Raw genomic sequence first — 17,575 nt, 5'->3', positions numbered from 1 at the left:
AGTACCGCCCCTTCATTCCTGCAACCCGGGCTCCGGCCCGGGAGCCCCGCCCTACTCCGGCAGCTCCTGACGGATCATCCAGTGCCCACCCGGCGGCATCAGCCGGCTGATATCGAAATGCTCCAGGCTTTGCCGGTCGAGCATCTGGATGCGCGGGCTGACCCAGCGCGCCTCACCCTTGCCCTCCAGCGCCCGCACCGCCAGGTCGATGGCGATGCGCGCCTGGAGTACCGGCGAATCCGTCGGTGCCGCCAGCACCAGCCCCTGGCGGATGTCCTCCACCACCCGTTCGGTGGCATACAGCGAGACCACCTGGGTCTGGAAGCGCGACGGCGACGCCTTGACCAGCTGCGCGGCGAAGGCGGCCGCTTCGGCATTGGCCAGCAGATAGTCCAGGCGTGACTCACGCCCCAGCAGCCCGCGCACCAGCGCCGCCTGGGTCGAGCGGTCCACGGGCCCGTAACCGCCATCTGCCAGGCGCACCGACGTGCTGTCCATGGCCGTGCGCAAGCCGCGCTCGGCGTCCAGCACCCAGCCCGCGTCCTTGGGGCCCGGCAGCCAACCCAGGTTGATCGGCCCGTCCCCCGCCCGCTCGCGTATATAGCCCAGGGCCTCCCGCGCCATATCGGCGAAATCCACCCGCGCGTGGGCGGTCACGCCATCGCAGTCGATGCCGTTCACCAGGTCGATCACCGGCGTGCCGTTTCTTTTCAACTGCTCGATCTCATGGCACAGGCCACGGGCCTCGATGGCGCCGATGACGAAGGCGTCGGCACCGAGCTGGATGCAGCGGGCCAGCTGGGCGCGCTGCATGGCCGGGAACTGGTAGCCGCCGGCTTCGTAGATGCCCAGCTGCACGCCCTGGCGCCGGGCTTCCTCGTCCAGCCCCCAGGCGACGCCCCACCAGTAGCGGTCGATGCCATGGGGCAGCAGGGTGCAGATGCGCCAGGGCCGGCTGGCATGGTCGAGGGGGACATAGTCGCGGGCCTGCCCGTCGGCGATCACCGGTACCGGGAACCACTGCGCCGCATGGCAGGGCGCCAGAGCCAACAGGGAAAGCAGCAGCGCACAGCAGATCCGCATAGGGGCCATTCCGCAGCAAACGCGAGGGGGAGTGAACCTAGCCTAGCAGCCGGCGCCGCTCGCGGCGGGATGACAGCCCGGCCGGCGGCGCCTAAAGTCCGCAGGGTCGCCCGCCCAAGGAATCCCATGGCCGATCTGCCCAGCCTCGACGCCCGCACCGCCCGCCTGCTGCCCTGGCTGGTGGCCGTCGCCTTCTTCATGCAGGCCCTGGACGGCACCATCCTCAACACCGCCCTTCCCGCCATGGCCCGCGACCTGGCCGAAGACCCGCTGCGCATGCAGTCGGTGATCATCGCCTACATGCTCACCGTGGCCCTGCTGATTCCCGCTTCGGGCTGGATCGCCGATCGCTTCGGCACCCGCCGGATATTCTTCGGCGCCATCGTCCTGTTCAGCCTCGGCTCGTTGTTCTGCGCCCTCTCCGCCACCCTGCCGCAGCTGGTCGCCGCCCGCGTGGTGCAGGGCCTGGGCGGCGCCCTGATGATGCCGGTGGGGCGCCTGGTGGTGCTGCGCGCCTACCCGCGTACCGAGCTGGTGCGGATCATGAGCTTCATCACCCTGCCCGGCCTGTTCGGCCCGCTGATCGGCCCCACCCTAGGCGGCTGGCTGGTGGAATACGCCACCTGGCACTGGATCTTCCTCATCAACCTGCCCGTCGGCCTGATCGGCGGCTGGGCCGCCTGGCGCTTCATGCCCGACCTGCGCTCCAGCGGCCCGGTGCGCCTGGACGTCTACGGCTTCCTGCTGTTCGGCACCGCCATGGTGCTGATCACCATCGCCCTGGAGGGCCTGGGCGAACTGCACCTGCCCCATGTGCGGGTGATGCTCCTGCTGCTCGGCGGCCTCGCCTGCCTGGCCGCCTACTGGCTGCACGCAGTGCAGGTGGAACAGCCGCTGTTCGCGCCCTCGCTGTTCCGCACCCGCACCTTCGCCGCCGGCATCCTCGGCAACCTGTTCTCGCGCCTGGGCAGCGGCGCCCTGCCCTTCCTCACGCCCCTGCTGCTGCAGGTGGCGCTGGGCTTCCCGCCGGCCCAGGCGGGGATGACCATGATCCCCCTGGCGCTCTCGGCGATGATCGCCAAGCCCCTGGCCAAGCCGTTGCTCGACCGCCTCGGCTACCGCCGCCTGCTGCTGGGCAACACCCTGCTGCTCGGCGGCATGATCGCCAGCCTGGCGCTGATCGACGCCGACACGCCCTACCCGTTGCTGCTCCTGCACCTGGGTGCCCTGGGCGCGGTGAACTCCATGCAGTTCACCGCCATGAACACCGTCACCCTGCTCGACCTCGACGACCACCAGGCCAGCAGTGGCAACAGCCTGCTCTCGGTAGTCATGCAGCTGTCCATGAGCCTCGGCGTGGCGGTGGCCGCGGCGCTGCTGGGCGGCTTCGGCAAACCCGACGCGCCCTCGGTGCTGGCGGCCTTCCAGGCCACCTACCTGTGCGTCGGCACCCTCACCCTGCTGGCGGCGGCGATCTTCTTCCAGCTGCCGCCGGACAGTGGCCGCGCCGTGCGTCGGGTACCCGGCGATATCGACCACTGATACGCCGCTGCGACACCGGGACGGCAAGGTGGCCCGGCGCCATCCTGCTAAAATGCGCGCCTATCCGATTGCCAGGCCCCGCCCGTGACCACCAACGCCTTTTCCGCCCTGCCCCTGTCCGCCGCCATGCTGGCCAACCTCGACGCCCTCGGCTACCACGAGATGACGCCCATCCAGGCCCTGGGCCTGCCGGTGATCCTCAAGGGCCAGGACCTGATCGCCCAGGCCAAGACCGGCAGCGGCAAGACCGCTGCCTTCGGCATCGGCCTGCTCGACCCGCTCAACCCGCGCTTCTTCGGCTGCCAGGCCCTGGTGCTGTGCCCGACCCGCGAACTGGCCGACCAGGTGGCCAAGGAAATCCGCCGCCTGGCCCGCGCCGCCGACAACATCAAGGTGCTGACCCTCTGCGGCGGCGTGCCCTTCGGCCCGCAGATCGGCTCCCTGGAGCACGGCGCGCACATCATCGTCGGCACCCCGGGGCGCATCCAGGAGCACCTGCGCAAGGGCACCCTGAAGCTCGACGGCCTCAACACCCTGGTGTTGGACGAAGCCGACCGCATGCTCGACATGGGCTTCTACGACAGCATCGCCGACATCATCGAGCAGACCCCGGCCAAGCGGCAGACCCTGCTGTTCTCCGCCACCTACCCCAAGGGCATCGCCGAACTGGCCGGGCGCTTCCTGCGCAACCCGCAGCAGGTGAAGGTCGAGGCCCTGCACGACGACAGCCAGATCGAGCAGCGCTTCTACGAGATCGACCCCAACCAGCGCATGGACGCCGTGGTCCACCTGCTGCTGCACCATCGCCCGCAGTCCAGCGTCGCCTTCTGCCACACCCGCCAGCAGTGCCAGGAGCTGGTGGAACACCTGCAGGCCAACCGCATCTCGGCACAGACCCTGCACGGCGAGCTCGAACAGCGCGACCGCGACCAGGTGCTGACCATGTTCGCCAACCGCAGCTGCAGCGTGCTGGTGGCCACCGACGTCGCCGCACGCGGCCTGGACATCGCCGGCCTGGAGGCGGTGATCAACGTCGAGCTGTCCCGCGATCCGGAAATCCACGTGCACCGTGTCGGCCGCAGTGGCCGTGCCGGCGAGAAGGGCCTGGCCCTGAGCCTGGTGGCACCCGCCGAGGCCAGCCGCGCCCAGGCCATCGAGGACCTGCAGAAGGCCCCGCTGAACTGGCAGCGCCTGGATGAACTGGTATTGAAGAACCGTGACCCGCTGCTGCCGCCAATGGCTACGCTGTGTATCAACGGTGGACGCAAAGAGAAGGTGCGCCCTGGCGACATCCTCGGCGCGCTGACAGGTGAAGCTGGCATTCCGGGTGCACAGGTTGGCAAGATAGCCATCTTCGATTTCCAGGCTTTCGTGGCCGTGGACAGGAACATCGTCAAACAGGCCTTGAAACGCCTGAGTGACGGCAAGATCAAGGGCCGCTCGTTCAAGGTGCGCGCCCTCTAGTAACGCCCCGGAAAGGTTCGCCCTGTATGACAGCGCTGGCGGGAGGCCCCCGCCACGCAGCAATGGAGTAGGTCGTGCGCAATATTCTGGTCGTCGAAGACAGCCCGCTGGTCCTCAAGATCCTCGAACACCTGTTCCGCCAGGAGCCGGATCTGCAGCCGCTGTTCTGTGCCTCCCGCGCCGAGGCCGAAGTGCTGCTGGAAACCTCCGCCTCGCTGTTCTTCGCCGCCATCGTCGACCTCAACCTGCCGGATGCACCGGACGGCGAGGTCGTCCCCCTGGTGTTGCGCTACAAACTGCCCTGCATCGTCCTCACCGGCTCCTATAACGAGCAGCGCCGCGACGAGCTGCTGCTCAAGGGCGTGGTCGACTACGTGCTCAAGGAAAGCCAGCACTCCTACGAGTACGCCTTCCGCCTGCTGCACCGCCTGGCCCGCAACTGCGGGGTGAAGATCCTCGTCGCCGAGGACTCCGACGCCACCCGCAACTTCGTGCGCCGGGTGCTCACCCCGCACCTCTACCAGGTCATCGAAGCCCGCGACGGCGACGAAGCCCTGCGCATCCTCCAAGAACAGCCGGACATCGACCTGCTGCTGGTGGACCACGGCATGCCCGGCATCAGCGGTTTCGACCTGGTGAAGATGCTGCGGCAGAAGATGCGCCGCAACGAGCTGATCATCCTCGGCCTCTCGGCGGACCAGAAAGGCTCGCTCAGCGCCATGTTCATCAAGCACGGCGCCGACGACTTCCTGCGCAAGCCCTTCTGCTCCGAGGAACTCAACTGCCGGGTGATGTCGACCCTGGAGCGCCGCGACCTGATGCGCGCGCTCAAGCAGGCGGCGCTGTTCGACTCGCTGACCAACCTCTACAACCGCCGCGCCTTCTACGAGCAGGGCCTGCAGCTGTTCCAGCAGGCCCAGCGCGCGGGCCAGGAACTGAGCGTGGCGATGCTCGACCTGGACTTCTTCAAGCTGATCAACGACGAGTTCGGCCACGCCAGCGGCGACACCGCCCTGGTGATGTTCTCCCGGGTGCTGGCCCACGCCCTGCCCGACGCCCTGCTGGGCCGTCTCGGTGGTGAAGAGTTCGCCGTGGTCAGCAAGAGCGACGCGGCTACCCTCAAGGCCACCCTCGACCAGCTGCGGCGCAACTGTGCACGGCTGAAGTACGCCCCCGACGCGCCGCCGCTGTCGTTCAGCGCCGGCATCTACCAGGGGCCGCCGGAAGACCTGGAAAGCCTGCTCCACGAAGCCGACCAGCGCCTCTACCAGGCCAAGCACGAAGGCCGCGGGCGGACCATCGCCAACCGCTAGAAGCCGTGGCGCTCGAAGATGCGCTGGTAGGTCCCGTCATCCCGCATCGCCTGCATCGCCCGGTCGAAATCCGCCACCAGCTGGCGGTGCCGTGGGTGGCTACGGCGTACCAGGATCGCCAGGTCGTTCTCACTCAGGGGCCGTGGCAGGAATTCCAACTGCCCCTTCAACTCCTTGAGCTCGCGATTGAGGTGATAGCGCGCCACCAGCTCGTCTTCCAGGGTCAGTTGCACACGCCCGGCGGCGAGCATGCGCGCGCCCATCTCGAAGCCCATCACCGGCACCCGGTCGAGGGTCGGGTCATGGTCGAACTCGGCGGAGTAGGCATAGCCCCGCACCACGGCGATGCTGTAGGGCCGCAGGTCGGCCAGTGTCTCGAAATTCACCTTCGCGCCGCGATGGCGGAGGAAGCGCACGCGGTTGATCAGGTACGGCTTCGAATACAGGCCGTAGACAGCGCGGGCCTTGTCGTACCAGGCGTTGACCACCACATCGTAGTCGGCCACCTCCAGCCCGCGCAGGGCACGTGCCCAGGGCACTTCCACGTACTCGGTGGTGTGCCCGGCGCGCTGCAGCGCGGTCACCACCAGGTCCACCGCCAGGCCACCCTGGGGCAGGTTGGCGTCGGTGAACGGCGGCCAGGTGTTGGCCACCAGTCGCAGGTGCTCGGCGCGTGCAGCCCCCGTGCAAAGCAGAACGAGCAACAGCAAACAACTGCAGGTCTTTTTCATCCATGGCTTCCACTGGGGCTGGGACGGCCGGCACCGCCAGACTGCACGCATTTCCCTTCGCCAGCCAGCGGAGAACGCTGGCTGCGACACCTCCATAGGGTAGACTTCGCCACCGGCGCGCGCCTTGGCCGAATCGACTTCTGAGGGTGGTTTCTTGTTCGTTACTGATGTGGTGATTATCGGGGCCGGCGCCGCCGGATTGTTGTGCGCGTCCAAGGCCGCCGCGCGCGGTCGCCGGGTGCTGCTGCTCGACCACGCGAACAAGGCCGGCAAGAAGATCCTCATGTCCGGCGGCGGCCGCTGCAACTTCACCAACCTCTACACCGAGCCGGCCAACTTCCTCTCCGCCAACGCCCACTTCTGCAAGTCGGCCCTGGCCCGCTACACCCAGTGGGACTTCCTCGAGCTGGTCAACAAGCACGGCGTCGCCTACCACGAGAAGAAGCTCGGCCAGCTGTTCTGCGACCACAAGGCCAGCGACATCCTCGCCATGCTGCTGGCCGAGTGCGACGAACACGGCGTCGACCTGCGCCTGGACACGGCGGTCACCGCCATCGCCCGCCACGAGGCCGGCTACGAGCTGCAGACCGCCATCGGCGCGGTGCGCTGCCAATCCCTGGTGATCGCCACCGGCGGCCTGTCGATCCCCACCCTGGGCGCCACCGGCTTCGGCTATCAGGTGGCCCGCCAGTTCGGCCACGAAGTGCTGCCGACCCGCGCCGGCCTGGTGCCCTTCACCATCACCGACCAGCTCAAGCAGATGTGCACCGAACTCTCCGGCACTTCGGTGGACAGCCTGGTGAGCTGCAACGGCGCCAGCTTCCGCGAGAACATCCTGTTCACCCACCGCGGCCTCAGCGGCCCGGCGATCCTGCAGATCTCGTCCTACTGGAACCCGGGCGAGGCGATCTCGATCAACCTGCTGCCAGCCCTGGACGTTCCCGCCTGGCTGGTGCAGCAACAGGGCGAACGGCCCAACGCCGAGCTGAAGACCCTGCTGGGCGAACTCTTCACCCGCAAGTTCGCCACCCTGCTGGCCGAGCGCTGGTTCGCCTCGCGGCCGATGAAGCAGTACAGCCTGGCCGAGCTGCAGGCCATCGCCGAAGCCCTGACCGACTGGCAGCTCACGCCATCGGGCACCGAGGGCTACCGCACCGCCGAGGTCACCCTGGGCGGGGTCAGCACCCACGAGGTGTCGTCCAAGACCATGGAATCGCAGAAGTCCCCAGGGCTGTATTTCATCGGCGAGGTGCTGGACATCACCGGCCACCTCGGCGGCTTCAACTTCCAGTGGGCCTGGGCCTCGGCCCACGCCGCCGCGCAGTTCGTCTGAGCCCGGGGCATGCCTGAGGGCGGCAGCACCTGCGCATTCCCGCCAGCGGGTGTAACCCGCCTCGCCCGGGCGGCATCCAAGCGGTAACCTCTTGCCGATCGGCCCACGCACACCCGCGCAGGCCGAGCCCCTGGAACGCATGCCCACAAGGCCGCCATGTCATCGACCTCGCTCCGTCATTCCCTGCGCCGCCTCTGGGCCCAGGACAAGTTCAGCTACAGCCTGCGGGTGTTCGTCGCCCTGACCGGGAGCATGGCGCTCTGCTGGCAGCAGGACCGCATGGAACTGCTGATCCCGCTGTTCCTCGGCATCATCGCCAGCGCCCTGGCCGAAACCGATGACAGCTGGCAGGGCCGCCTCAACGCGCTGCTGGTGACCCTGGGCTGCTTCAGCGTGGCCTCCTTCTCGGTGGAACTGCTGTTCCCCTACCCCTGGCTGTTCGTCTCCGCCCTGGCGCTGGCGGCCTTCGGCCTGACCATGCTCGGCGCCCTCGGCGAGCGCTACGCCACCATCGCCTCGGCGACGTTGATCCTGTCGATCTACAGCATGATCGGCGTCGACCAGCGTGACGGCATCGGCCATGATCTGTGGCGTGAACCGGCGCTGCTGGTGGGCGGCGCGGCCTGGTACGGGCTGCTCTCGGTGATCTGGCAGGCGCTGTTCACCCACCAGCCGGTGCAGCAGAGCCTGGCCCGGCTGTACCGCGAGCTGGGGCGCTACCTCAAGCTCAAGGCCAACCTCTTCGAGCCGCTGCGCGAGCTGGATGTGGAAGCCAAGCGCCTGGAACTGGCGCAGCAGAACGGCAAGGTGGTGGCGGCGCTGAACGCGGCCAAGGAGATCATCCTGCACCGCGTCGGCAATGGCCGCCCCGGGCCCAAGGTGAGCCGCTACCTGAAGCTGTACTTCCTCGCCCAGGACATCCACGAGCGCGCCAGCTCCTCGCACTACCCCTACAACCAGCTGGCCGAGGCCTTCTTCCACAGCGACGTGCTGTTCCGCTGCCAGCGCCTGCTGCGCCAGCAGGGCGGCGCCTGCCAGGCCCTGGGCCAGGCCATCCAGATGCGCCAGCCCTTCGACTACAACGACGGCACCCAGGCCCTGGACGATCTGCACCGCTCCCTGGAGCACCTGCGCATCCAGAGCAACCCGGCCTGGCGCGGCCTGCTGCGCTCGCTCAACGCCCTGGCCGGCAACCTCTCCACCCTGGACCGCCTGCTCACCGATGCCAGCAACCCCGATGCCCTCGCCGAAGCCCAGGACAGCAGCCTGCTGGACCGCTCGCCCAAGGGCCTGAAGGATGTCTGGGAGCGTCTCAGGCAGAACTTCACCCCCACCTCCCTGGTGTTCCGCCACGCCTTGCGCATGGCCATCGCCCTGTCCACCGGCTACGGCGTGCTGCACCTGATCCACCCCAGCCAGGGCTACTGGATCCTGCTCACCACCGTATTCGTCTGCCAGCCCAACTTCGGCGCCACCCGGCGCAAGCTGGTGCAGCGGATCATCGGCACCGTCATCGGCCTGGCCCTGGGCTGGGCGCTGTTCGACCTGTTCCCCAGCGCCCTGGTGCAATCGCTATTCGCGGTGGTCGCCGGGGTGATCTTCTTCGCCAACCGCGCCACGCGCTACACCCTGGCGACGGCGGCGATCACCCTGATGGTGCTGTTCTGCTTCAACCAGATCGGCGACAGCTACGGCCTGTTCGTGCCGCGCCTGGTGGATACCCTGCTGGGCAGCCTGATCGCCGCCCTGGCGGTGATCTTCATCCTCCCCGACTGGCAGGGCCGCGGCCTGCACCGCGTGGTCGCCAACGCCCTGGCCTGCAACGCCCGCTACCTGCGCCAGCTGGTGCAGCAGTACAGCGGCGGCAAGCGCGACGACCTGGCCTACCGCCTGGCCCGGCGCAACGCCCACAACGCCGACGCGGCGCTGTCCACGACGCTGGCCAACATGCTCATGGAGCCGGGGCACTTCCGTAAGGAAGCGGACATCGGCTTCCGCTTCCTGGTGCTCTCCCACACCCTGCTCAGCTACCTCTCCGCCCTCGGCGCCCACCGCTCCAGCGAGCCCATGGCCCTGGAAGGCAACCTGCTGGGCGACGCCGCCGAACGCATCGCCACCGCCCTGGAAGAAATCGCCACCGACCTCGCCGCGCGCAAGCCGGTGACCATCCACAGCGACCCGGAAGAAGCCCTGGCCAAGGAGCTGGAGCAACTGCCCGAGGACATGGACGAACGCGCCCGCCTGGTACAGACCGAACTCGGCCTGATCTGCCGCCAGCTCGGCGCCCTGCGCACCCTGGCGGCGCACCTGGCGAGTGGGAAGAAGGTGGAGTGATCTAATCCGCTCGGGACCTGCACCTCTGTAGGGGCGAATTCATTCGCCCCTACCGTCCAAGGAAACCCTGCGCTCGGACAATCGCGAATGAATTCGCTCCCACAGAAAAGCACGGTGCCCCGTGGGAGCGAATTCATTCGCGAAGCAGGCCGCAGGACTGCCATCACCTCACAGCCACACCGCGTCCCAATGCGGGTAATCACCAAGGCGCTGTACCAGTCCCGCCCTCAGCGGGTTGGCGACCACATAGCGCGCAATCGGCAGCAATTCATCCTCACGCCTCAGCGCCCGGTCATGGAACCCTGGCTGCCAGACCTTCCCTCCATCGTCCAGCAACGGGCCCAGGCGCCTTGCGGTGCGGCCCTTCAGCGCCTTGACCACCGATGACAAGGGCATTGGCCCGTTGAGCCGCATCAGCCAGTGGAAATGATCGGGCATCACCACCCAGGCCAGTGACTGCGCCAAGTTGCCGTGTTCCAGGCGCCTCAGCTCACCCACCAATAACCGAGCGTGCATGAAATCGGCGAAGAGCGGGCGCCGCTCGGCCGTGGTCGCGGTGATGAGATAAACCCTGCCCGCTTCGAAAACGCGCCCCTTGCGCAGATCGCGACTGCCCATGAGCCTGCCCTCCTTCCATGGAAGCAGGGACTCTAATCAACGGGGAAAGACATGGCCGCGCGAGCGTGCCCAGGAAAACGCCGGTCTATGGGTAGCCGAAGACCGACGAGTTCAAAGCATCGCGAATGAATTCGCTTCCACGGTCGTCTCCACCGCCATCTCCGCCATCAACTCCTTCACCGTCTCGCCCACCTTGCGTACGGCGGCTTCCTGCTCGGCGTCGGGTTTGCGCGAGTAGTTCATGCGCAGGCAGCTGCGGTACTTGCCGGAGGCGGAGAACAGGCTGCCGGAGGCGATCTGTACGCCCTTGTCGAGCAGGGCGCGGTTCAGGCGCAGGGTGTCGAAGCCCTCGTCCAGCTCCACCCAGAGCATGAAGCCACCCTGGGGCCGGCTGACGCGGGTGCCTTCGGGGAAGTACTTCATCACCCAGTCGATCATCTGGTCACGGCCGTGCTGGTACTGGCTGCGCATGCGCCGCACGTGGGGCTCGTAGGCGCCGCTGGCGAGGAATTCGGCCAGGGCGATCTGCGGCTGGGTGGCGGTGGCGCCGGTGGAGATGTACTTCATGTGCAGCAGCCGGTCGAAGTAGCGACCGGGGGCGATCCAGCCGATGCGGATACCGGGCGCCACGGTCTTGGAGAAGGAGCTGCACAGCAGCACGCGGCCGTCCTCGTCGAAGGACTTGATGGTGCGCGGCCGCGGGTAGCGGTAGGCCAGGTCGCCATAGACGTCGTCTTCGATGATCGCCACGTCGTAACGCTGGGCCAGGGTCAGCAGGGCGCGCTTGCGGGCCTCCGGCATGATGTAGCCGAGGGGGTTGTTGCAGTTGGGGGTGAGCTGGATGAGCTTGATCGGCCACTGCTCCAGGGCCATTTCCAGGGCCTCCAGGCTGATGCCGTTGATCGGGTCGGTGGGCAGTTCCAGGGCCTTCATGCCGAAGCCCTTCAATGCCTGCATGGCGCCGTGGAAGCTGGGCGAATCCACCGCGACTATGTCGCCCGGCTGGCAGATGGCGCGGATGGAGGCGGACAGCGCCTCGTGGCAGCCGGTGGTGATGATCAGGTCGCTGGCGGGAATCTGGCAGCCCGCATCCACCAGCAGCCGCGACACCTGTTCGCGCAACGGCAGCGAACCCTGGATGGCGTCGTAGTAGAGGCCGCCCAGGTCCGGGCGCCGGGCGACCTGAGCCAGGCTGCGCATCAGCGGCCGCAAGGTGGGGCTGGAGACATCGGGCATGCCCCGACCCAGTTGCACCAGGCCGTCGCGGGCGCCGCGCTTGACCAGTTCCAGCACGTCGCTCCATTGCGACACGTCCACCGGGCGCTGCGCCGCGCGGGTCATGGCCGGCAGCGCCGGGGCCTCGCGGCGGGGCGGTACGAAGTAGCCGGACTTCGGCCGTGGCACGGCGAGGCCGCCATCCTCCAGCAGGCGGTAGGCCTGCTGCACGGTGCTGAGGCTGACACCGTGCTCCTGGCTCAGGGCGCGTACCGAGGGCAGGCGGTCGCCAGGGCGGTAGTAGCCCTGCTCGATGCGTTCGGCGAGGGTTTCGGCGAGCTGGGTGTAGAGCTTCATGACAGTTCCCCTTGCGCAGGGCGGGTTGCGCACAGACCGGTACAGATTACGGGTAAATTGTGGATTCAGACGCGAAGACGCGCAATCTGTATGAAAAAAATATCCACGCCGTGAATCTGTAATGCTTTTCGTCGCCCATTCATCATGCTCTCCATACACCTGCACTCCAGCATGAGGAGAACGACATGAACGGCCTGAGCGATACGCGGCTGAGCCTCCACGGGAAAGAACTGGAGCTGGAGCACCTGTGCGTCCGCGCGAATGCCCGCTTCGCCGAAGACGGTCGCTGGCATCGCTTCTGGCGCCGCCTGCACACCCGCAAGGCGCTGCTGGACCTGGACGAGCAGGCGCTGCGCGATATCGGGCTGACCCGCGAGCAGGCCCTGGAAGAGGCGCTGAAGCCGTTCTGGAAGCTGTAAGGAAGGCCGGCCGCCCGCAGGCGGCCGGTTGCCCGGCGATCAGGCCAGGCGGAAGCGCGCGGTGTTCTGGTTCAGCGCCTGGCTGCCGCGATGCAGTTGCTCGGCGGCGGCCTGCACCGACTGGGCGCCATGGAGCAACAGGCTGGCGGCCTGATCCACCTGCTGGATATTGCCGCTGACCTCGTCCGCCGTGGCGGCCTGTTCTTCGGCGGCGGTGGCGATCTGCGCCAGGCGATCACTGACCCGCTGCACCGCGTCGGCGATGCCGGAGAGGTCGTCGCCCATACTCAGCACGCTGCCCACGTCCCCCTCGGCCTGCTTGAACGCGGCCTCCATCAGCGCCACGGCCTGGCCGACCACGCCTTGCAGGCTGGCGACGGTGTCACCGATTTCCTTGGTCGAGTCCTGGGTGCGCTGGGACAGGCTGCGCACCTCGTCGGCGACCACGGCGAAGCCACGCCCCTGCTCACCCGCACGGGCGGCTTCGATAGCGGCGTTGAGCGCCAGCAGGTTGGTCTGCTCGGCGATGCCCTTTATCACATCCACCACGCGGTTGATCTGCTGGGCCTGGTCGCGCAGTTGCTGCAACGAGGAGACGGTGTCCCCCAGGCGCGTGCTCAGCTCGCGCATGCTGGCCCCGGTGCGGGCGCTGCGCTGGTTGCTCTGCATGGCGATCTCACGGGTCTGCTGGGCATCCTGGGCGGCGCCCTCGCAGCTCTCGGCCACGCTCTGGGCGGTGGCCGCCAACTGGTGCGCGGCGGCGGCGATCTGGCTGACCTGGCCCTGCTGCTGCTCCACCGAGGTGAGGGTGTCCTGGGCCTGGGCGTTGAGTTGCTGAACGGTGCCGCCCAACTGGCCGCTCTCGAGGTTCACGCCTTCCAGCGAGCTGCGCAGTTGCGCCAGGGCGGCGTTGAGGGCTTCGGCGATCTGCGCCAGGTCGTCGCTGCCGTGCACGGTGGCCGCCACGCGCAGGTCGCCGGCACGCAGGCCTTCGGCCGCTTCGGTGATGGCGGCGGTGCCCCGGCGGATGGCAGCGTTGAGGCACAGCAGCATGTACAGGGCCAGCAGGGTGAGCAGGCTGAAGCCGCCGATCACCTGGACCATGCTGCGCAGCGCCTGGGTGCGGAAATCACCGAGACGCGCCTGGAAGCGTTCGGTCAGCGCCTGTTGCAGGGCCACCAGCTGGCCGTCGAGGCGCTCCACCTGCTGGACGAACTCGGCGGTGCCGAGGGTGAAGGGGTTGGCTTCGAACATGCCCTTGTCGACCCGGGCGAGGAAGTCGTTCATGGCCTGGTCGGCCTGGCGGAACGGGGCATCCAGCGCAGCATTGACGTCGGACGCCTGGGCGATGGCGTCCTGGGCCTTGCGCAGTTGCCGCTCGGTGTCATCCAGGGCACGGCGCAGGTCACGCACGGCGACCCGGCTCTGCAGGGTGAAGTGCTGCGACACCACCGCGCCATGGGCATTGGCGGCGAAGCTGCCGAGCAGCTCCTGGGCGCGCGGCTGCACGTAGGTGAGCTGCTCCATCATCAGGTAGGTGTCCATGCCCGGGTCGAGGATCAGCCCGGTCTCGGTGGCCACCTGCTCACGCAGGGATTGCAGGCTCTGCAATACGTCCTGGAAACGCTCCAGGGCATCAGGCAGCGCCAGCGGCGCCAAGGCCTGGAAGCTGATGCGCTCGCTGCGCGAACGGGCTTCCTCGAACAGCTTGCGGCTCTGCTCGCCGAGCTGCTCCGTCTTCAGTTGTGCATCGACCTTGGCCAGGGCTTCCTGCAGGCGGCCGCTGCGCTGCTCGAGCAGGGACTTGGCGGCGTCCTCGGTGCCCTTCCAGCGCGCCAGCAACAGGCGCTGGGTGCCCACCTCGTGCTGGGCATCGGCCAGCGTGGCGATCACCCGCATGCCACTGAGCTCGCCATCCACCAGGCCGAGGCGGTCCAGGTAGGAGGTGGTGATCACCCACAGGGCATAGCCCAGGGGCAGGATGAACAGAAGGAAGAGCAGCTGGAATTTCCGCGCGAAGCTGAAACCTTCGAGCAGACGCACGCCAGGCGTGAGTAATGCTGTCATGACGACACCTCATTGGACCCGGATCGGCCGGGGGGCCGAAAACAAGCCCCATGCAAAAGCCGAACCTGGGGGTTACCCCTTTGTCGCCGGCAGCACCCCGGGGCGCTGCGCGACGCATGGCGAGGCACTCCGGCCAGCGGAACCCCGCAGCGGCCCTGCGACGGGAAGGCATTGCACCAGAACGGTGCGATTACTGAAGCAGCGACTCCACCCGCTGGATCTCGGCGCGCTGGCTGGCCACGAGGGCCAGGCCATTGCCGCTGGGGTCCAGGGCATTCATGGGGGCCTGCAACTTACGATAGGCGACAAGATCCACCAGCGGTGGCAGCAGAGCGGTAGGGCCGGCGTCACGCAGGGCGTGGAACAGGCCGAGGTTGATCAGGTCGGCGAGCTCGACGCCCGGGCCGGAGGACTCGTCCCAGGCGCCCAGGTTGCGCACCACGGAGATGTAGCTTTCATCCACCGACCATTTCTTCAGCACGATCACCCCGAGGGATTTCCCGTATTCCCGGCACAGGCGGGTGCAGAGCTCGGGGGACGGGATCTGCTGGGCATCCTTGAACGCCGAGAGGATAGCCAGGGCGCCGATGTCGCTGAGCACGCTGGCCAGCAGCACATGGTCGGACGAGGCGTGGCCGATCAGCCGCGCCAGCACGGCGCTGATGCTGCCGCGCCGAGCCAGGCGGCTCCAGGTGTCGACGAAGAGCTTCTTGTGCGCGGCGCTGTGCAGGGTGAACAGGCTCTTGATGCTGTGGACCATGGTGATGCGGTCCACCTCCAGCATGCCGAGGGTGCGGATCACATCGTCCAGGGTCTTGGGCGGCGGCGCGGTGCGCAGGCGCGTGCTGGCCGCGTGCTTGACCAGGGTGGCGCTGAGGGCAGGGTCCTTGTTGATGACCCGCGCCAGGGTAGCGGTGCTGGCATCCGGATTGGCCAGCACGCGGCGAATTTCCATGGTGATCATGGGGAGGCTGGGGAGCTGTTCTTCACCGCTCATCAACTGTGAAACCAGACGCCTATAGATCGAATAACCCGACTCTTCAGTACTCACGACAGTCCCCATATGGCCTTGTGCCAGTGTAGCCATCACCAAGGTCGCCAAACAGTGCCGCGACGCTCTGCCGACGAGCGACATGCGCGCGCGGGAACCGAACCCGGGCCGCCAGGCTCCACTCAAGTGGCGAACACCATCCCGCTATCCATTCCGATGCGCAGAGGCCCTTCCGTGGAAACCGAACGACTGTCCAAGACCCTGAACTTCATGCGCACGCAGCTTCTTCCCCTGGGCTTCTCCGGCCACATGGACAGCGACCGCAGCCTGCACGTGCTGATCTACGACCAGCGCACCCGCAAGACCATCCTCGAGACCGCCGGCATCCCCTTTTCCGCTACCTGCGGCAAGGCCGAGGCGCTGCACCTGGTGCAACGCCTGAAACGCGATATCGACGAGCAGTTCATCCGCACCCACCCCTGAACCGCCTCAGGGGATGGTGACGCCGTGCCGGGTCGCCATCTCATCCAGCCGGCCATCGCTGATCAGGCTGGCGAAGGCGCGGTCGAAATCGGCGCGCAAGGCCGCATGGTCCTCGGTCCGGGGGAAGGCGAAGTAACCGTCCTGGATGTCGATGATCGGGAGCAGCTGGTGCACGGACCCGCGCTCCAGGGCTTCGATGCGCGGCCGGGTGTTGCGCTCGTTGCTGGCCAGCAGGTCGATGCGCCCCAGCACCAGCATGCGCAGGGCGTTGTCGACGCTCTCGATGCTGTGCAGGTCCATCGCCTCGCGGCCTTCGTCGAAATGGGGACCATAGGTCCAGCCACGGATGATGCCGACACGCCGACCGGCCAGCGTGGCGTAGTCCCCCTTCCAATCGACATCCACGCCATCACGGGCATAGAACACGATGCGGTCGCGATAGAAGGCGTGCTGGCTGAAGAGGAAACGCTGCTCGCGCTCCGGCGTGCGGTAGGGGCCGATCAGGATGTCCGCGCGCCCCTGCGCCACCATCTTCTGCGCCCGCGCCCAGGGGTAGACCTCGAAGCGCACCGTGTCGCCCATGCGCTGCGCCACCTCGCGCAGCACGTCAGGGCCGAGGCCGATGAAACGGCCATCCAGGGTCTGCCCGAACAGGCGCGGAAACTCGGTCCCCACGGCCAGCCATTCGCGGGCCGACGCGAACGGCACGACCACCAGGCACAGCAGCACTGGACACAGCATCCGTAGATAGCGGCTCATGCCCGCGAATACTCGACGACAGGAATGGGGCTTGAGCCTAGCAGGCTTTTTCTGCGCCAGGCGAGCCGGCAAAGCGGGGGCTGCGAAGGGCCGACCGGAGCATTCGCCAGGGTCTTTGGGACAGCGCCTACAGATGCGCCCTGGAGTCGGGGGCTATAGTCGGTCCCGTCATGCCCGCCTCAGGACTGCGCTTATCCTGCAGCCCTCCACAGCTGGGGTTGGGCATGACACTCCCCTTCCTTGTATTCCCTCAGTTTCCCTCGCCCAGCTCGCGCCAGATCAGGTAGAGCCGCAGATCGAATTCCAACTGGTGGTAGCCCGGCAGCATGTGTTCGCACAGCTGGTAGAAGGCCTTGTTGTGGTCGCGCTCGCGCAGGTGCGCCAACTCGTGCACCACGATCATCCGCAGGAACTCGGGCGCCGCCTCCTTGAACAGCGAGGCCACGCGGATTTCCTTCTTCGCCTTGAGCTTGCCGCCCTGCACGCGGGAGATCGCGGTGTGCAGCCCGAGGGCCTTCTGCACGATATCCAGCTTGTTGTCGTAGACCACCTTGTCGATGGCCGGCGCGTTGCGCAGGTGCTCCTGGCGCAGGGCATTGGTGTAGCCGTAGAGCGCCTTGTCGCTCTGCACCTCGTGGCGCTCCGGGTAGCGCTTGGCGAGGTAATCGCCCAGGCGGCGCTGCTCGACCATCAGGCGCACCTGGTCCTGCAAATGGGCGGGGTAGGACTGGATGTAGCGAAGCGGGTTCATGGCAGATCGAAGCGGCTGGAAGAAAGCCGACATTCTACCGCCGGTGACAGTAAGCGACGCAGCCTGTCAGCGCAGCGGCAGCGGCCTCTCGACCGTTCATCGGATGCCCTCCCAC

Annotated in this window: 15 protein-coding genes; 7 read left to right on the top strand and 8 right to left on the bottom strand. The window is 67.5% G+C overall.

From position 1 onward, the window contains the following. Positions 1-51: 51 nt before the first annotated feature. A complete protein-coding gene (gene torT / locus OEJ36_RS12185) occupies positions 52-1,083 on the bottom strand; it encodes a TMAO reductase system periplasmic protein TorT (protein WP_263401694.1) in 1,032 nt (343 codons plus the stop codon). Positions 1,084-1,209: 126 nt separating this feature from the next. Between torT and mdtD the strand changes: the two genes are divergently transcribed. The 3 genes from mdtD (at position 1,210) to OEJ36_RS12170 (ending at position 5,402) form a co-directional block, all read left to right on the top strand. Next, complete coding sequence (gene mdtD / locus OEJ36_RS12180) at positions 1,210-2,625, top strand: multidrug transporter subunit MdtD (RefSeq protein WP_263401693.1); 1,416 nt, start codon at positions 1,210-1,212, stop codon at positions 2,623-2,625. Positions 2,626-2,709: 84 nt separating this feature from the next. After that, a complete protein-coding gene (gene dbpA / locus OEJ36_RS12175) occupies positions 2,710-4,089 on the top strand; it encodes an ATP-dependent RNA helicase DbpA (protein WP_021222592.1) in 1,380 nt (459 codons plus the stop codon). Between the two features lie 74 nt (positions 4,090-4,163). Next, on the top strand, positions 4,164-5,402 hold the full coding sequence (locus tag OEJ36_RS12170; protein ID WP_263401692.1) for a diguanylate cyclase: 1,239 nt from the start codon (positions 4,164-4,166) through the stop codon (positions 5,400-5,402). On the opposite strand, the gene OEJ36_RS12165 is transcribed toward OEJ36_RS12170, so the two are convergent. Beyond that, a complete protein-coding gene (locus tag OEJ36_RS12165) occupies positions 5,399-6,133 on the bottom strand; it encodes a substrate-binding periplasmic protein (protein WP_263401691.1) in 735 nt (244 codons plus the stop codon). The genes OEJ36_RS12170 and OEJ36_RS12165 overlap by 4 nt on opposite strands. 154 nt (positions 6,134-6,287) lie before the next feature. On the opposite strand from OEJ36_RS12165, the gene OEJ36_RS12160 reads away from it, so the two are divergent. Together OEJ36_RS12160 and yccS are read left to right on the top strand one after the other, a co-directional pair. Further along, positions 6,288-7,466 (top strand): NAD(P)/FAD-dependent oxidoreductase, encoded by a 1,179-nt coding sequence (locus OEJ36_RS12160; RefSeq protein WP_263401690.1) that lies wholly within the window; start codon positions 6,288-6,290, stop codon positions 7,464-7,466. A 156-nt stretch (positions 7,467-7,622) separates the two neighbouring features. After that, entirely contained in the window at positions 7,623-9,800 is a 2,178-nt protein-coding gene (gene yccS / locus OEJ36_RS12155; protein ID WP_263401689.1) for a YccS family putative transporter, read from the top strand. 168 nt (positions 9,801-9,968) lie between these two features. Here the strand turns inward: yccS and OEJ36_RS12150 are convergent, their stop codons facing one another. Together OEJ36_RS12150 and OEJ36_RS12145 are read right to left on the bottom strand one after the other, a co-directional pair. Continuing rightward, positions 9,969-10,418 carry an REP-associated tyrosine transposase gene (locus OEJ36_RS12150; RefSeq protein WP_263401688.1) on the bottom strand — a complete coding sequence of 150 codons (450 nt, stop codon included), beginning with the start codon at positions 10,416-10,418 and terminating at the stop codon, positions 9,969-9,971. A 111-nt stretch (positions 10,419-10,529) separates the two neighbouring features. Beyond that, complete coding sequence (locus tag OEJ36_RS12145) at positions 10,530-11,990, bottom strand: PLP-dependent aminotransferase family protein (RefSeq protein WP_263401687.1); 1,461 nt, start codon at positions 11,988-11,990, stop codon at positions 10,530-10,532. A gap of 185 nt (positions 11,991-12,175) precedes the next feature. Here OEJ36_RS12145 and OEJ36_RS12140 point away from each other — a divergent pair, with 185 nt between their 5' ends. Then, the gene (locus OEJ36_RS12140) at positions 12,176-12,409 is read left to right on the top strand and encodes a DUF1127 domain-containing protein (protein ID WP_263401686.1); all 234 of its coding nucleotides are present in this window, start codon (positions 12,176-12,178) and stop codon (positions 12,407-12,409) included. 39 nt (positions 12,410-12,448) lie between these two features. Here OEJ36_RS12140 and OEJ36_RS30630 read toward each other — a convergent pair whose 3' ends face one another. Both OEJ36_RS30630 and OEJ36_RS12130 read right to left on the bottom strand, forming a co-directional pair. Next, complete coding sequence (locus OEJ36_RS30630) at positions 12,449-13,078, bottom strand: methyl-accepting chemotaxis protein (protein WP_411860997.1); 630 nt, start codon at positions 13,076-13,078, stop codon at positions 12,449-12,451. Between the two features lie 1,588 nt (positions 13,079-14,666). Next, a complete protein-coding gene (locus OEJ36_RS12130; RefSeq protein WP_263401684.1) occupies positions 14,667-15,473 on the bottom strand; it encodes an HDOD domain-containing protein in 807 nt (268 codons plus the stop codon). Positions 15,474-15,701: 228 nt separating this feature from the next. Here OEJ36_RS12130 and OEJ36_RS12125 point away from each other — a divergent pair, with 228 nt between their 5' ends. Further along, positions 15,702-15,950 (top strand): DUF1652 domain-containing protein, encoded by a 249-nt coding sequence (locus OEJ36_RS12125; RefSeq protein ID WP_021222602.1) that lies wholly within the window; start codon positions 15,702-15,704, stop codon positions 15,948-15,950. A gap of 6 nt (positions 15,951-15,956) precedes the next feature. On the opposite strand, the gene OEJ36_RS12120 is transcribed toward OEJ36_RS12125, so the two are convergent. Together OEJ36_RS12120 and OEJ36_RS12115 are read right to left on the bottom strand one after the other, a co-directional pair. Next, positions 15,957-16,709 carry a substrate-binding periplasmic protein gene (locus OEJ36_RS12120; RefSeq protein WP_263401683.1) on the bottom strand — a complete coding sequence of 251 codons (753 nt, stop codon included), beginning with the start codon at positions 16,707-16,709 and terminating at the stop codon, positions 15,957-15,959. A 250-nt stretch (positions 16,710-16,959) separates the two neighbouring features. Next, positions 16,960-17,460 (bottom strand): YgjP-like metallopeptidase domain-containing protein, encoded by a 501-nt coding sequence (locus OEJ36_RS12115; RefSeq protein ID WP_263401682.1) that lies wholly within the window; start codon positions 17,458-17,460, stop codon positions 16,960-16,962. Positions 17,461-17,575 lie beyond the last annotated feature (115 nt).

The organism is Pseudomonas sp. PDM13 (assembly GCF_025685765.1).
GTDB classification, from domain to species: domain Bacteria; phylum Pseudomonadota; class Gammaproteobacteria; order Pseudomonadales; family Pseudomonadaceae; genus Metapseudomonas; species Metapseudomonas solani.
Note: the sequence above shows the minus strand (reverse complement) of the source record. Positions and strands in the feature narration are given on the sequence as shown.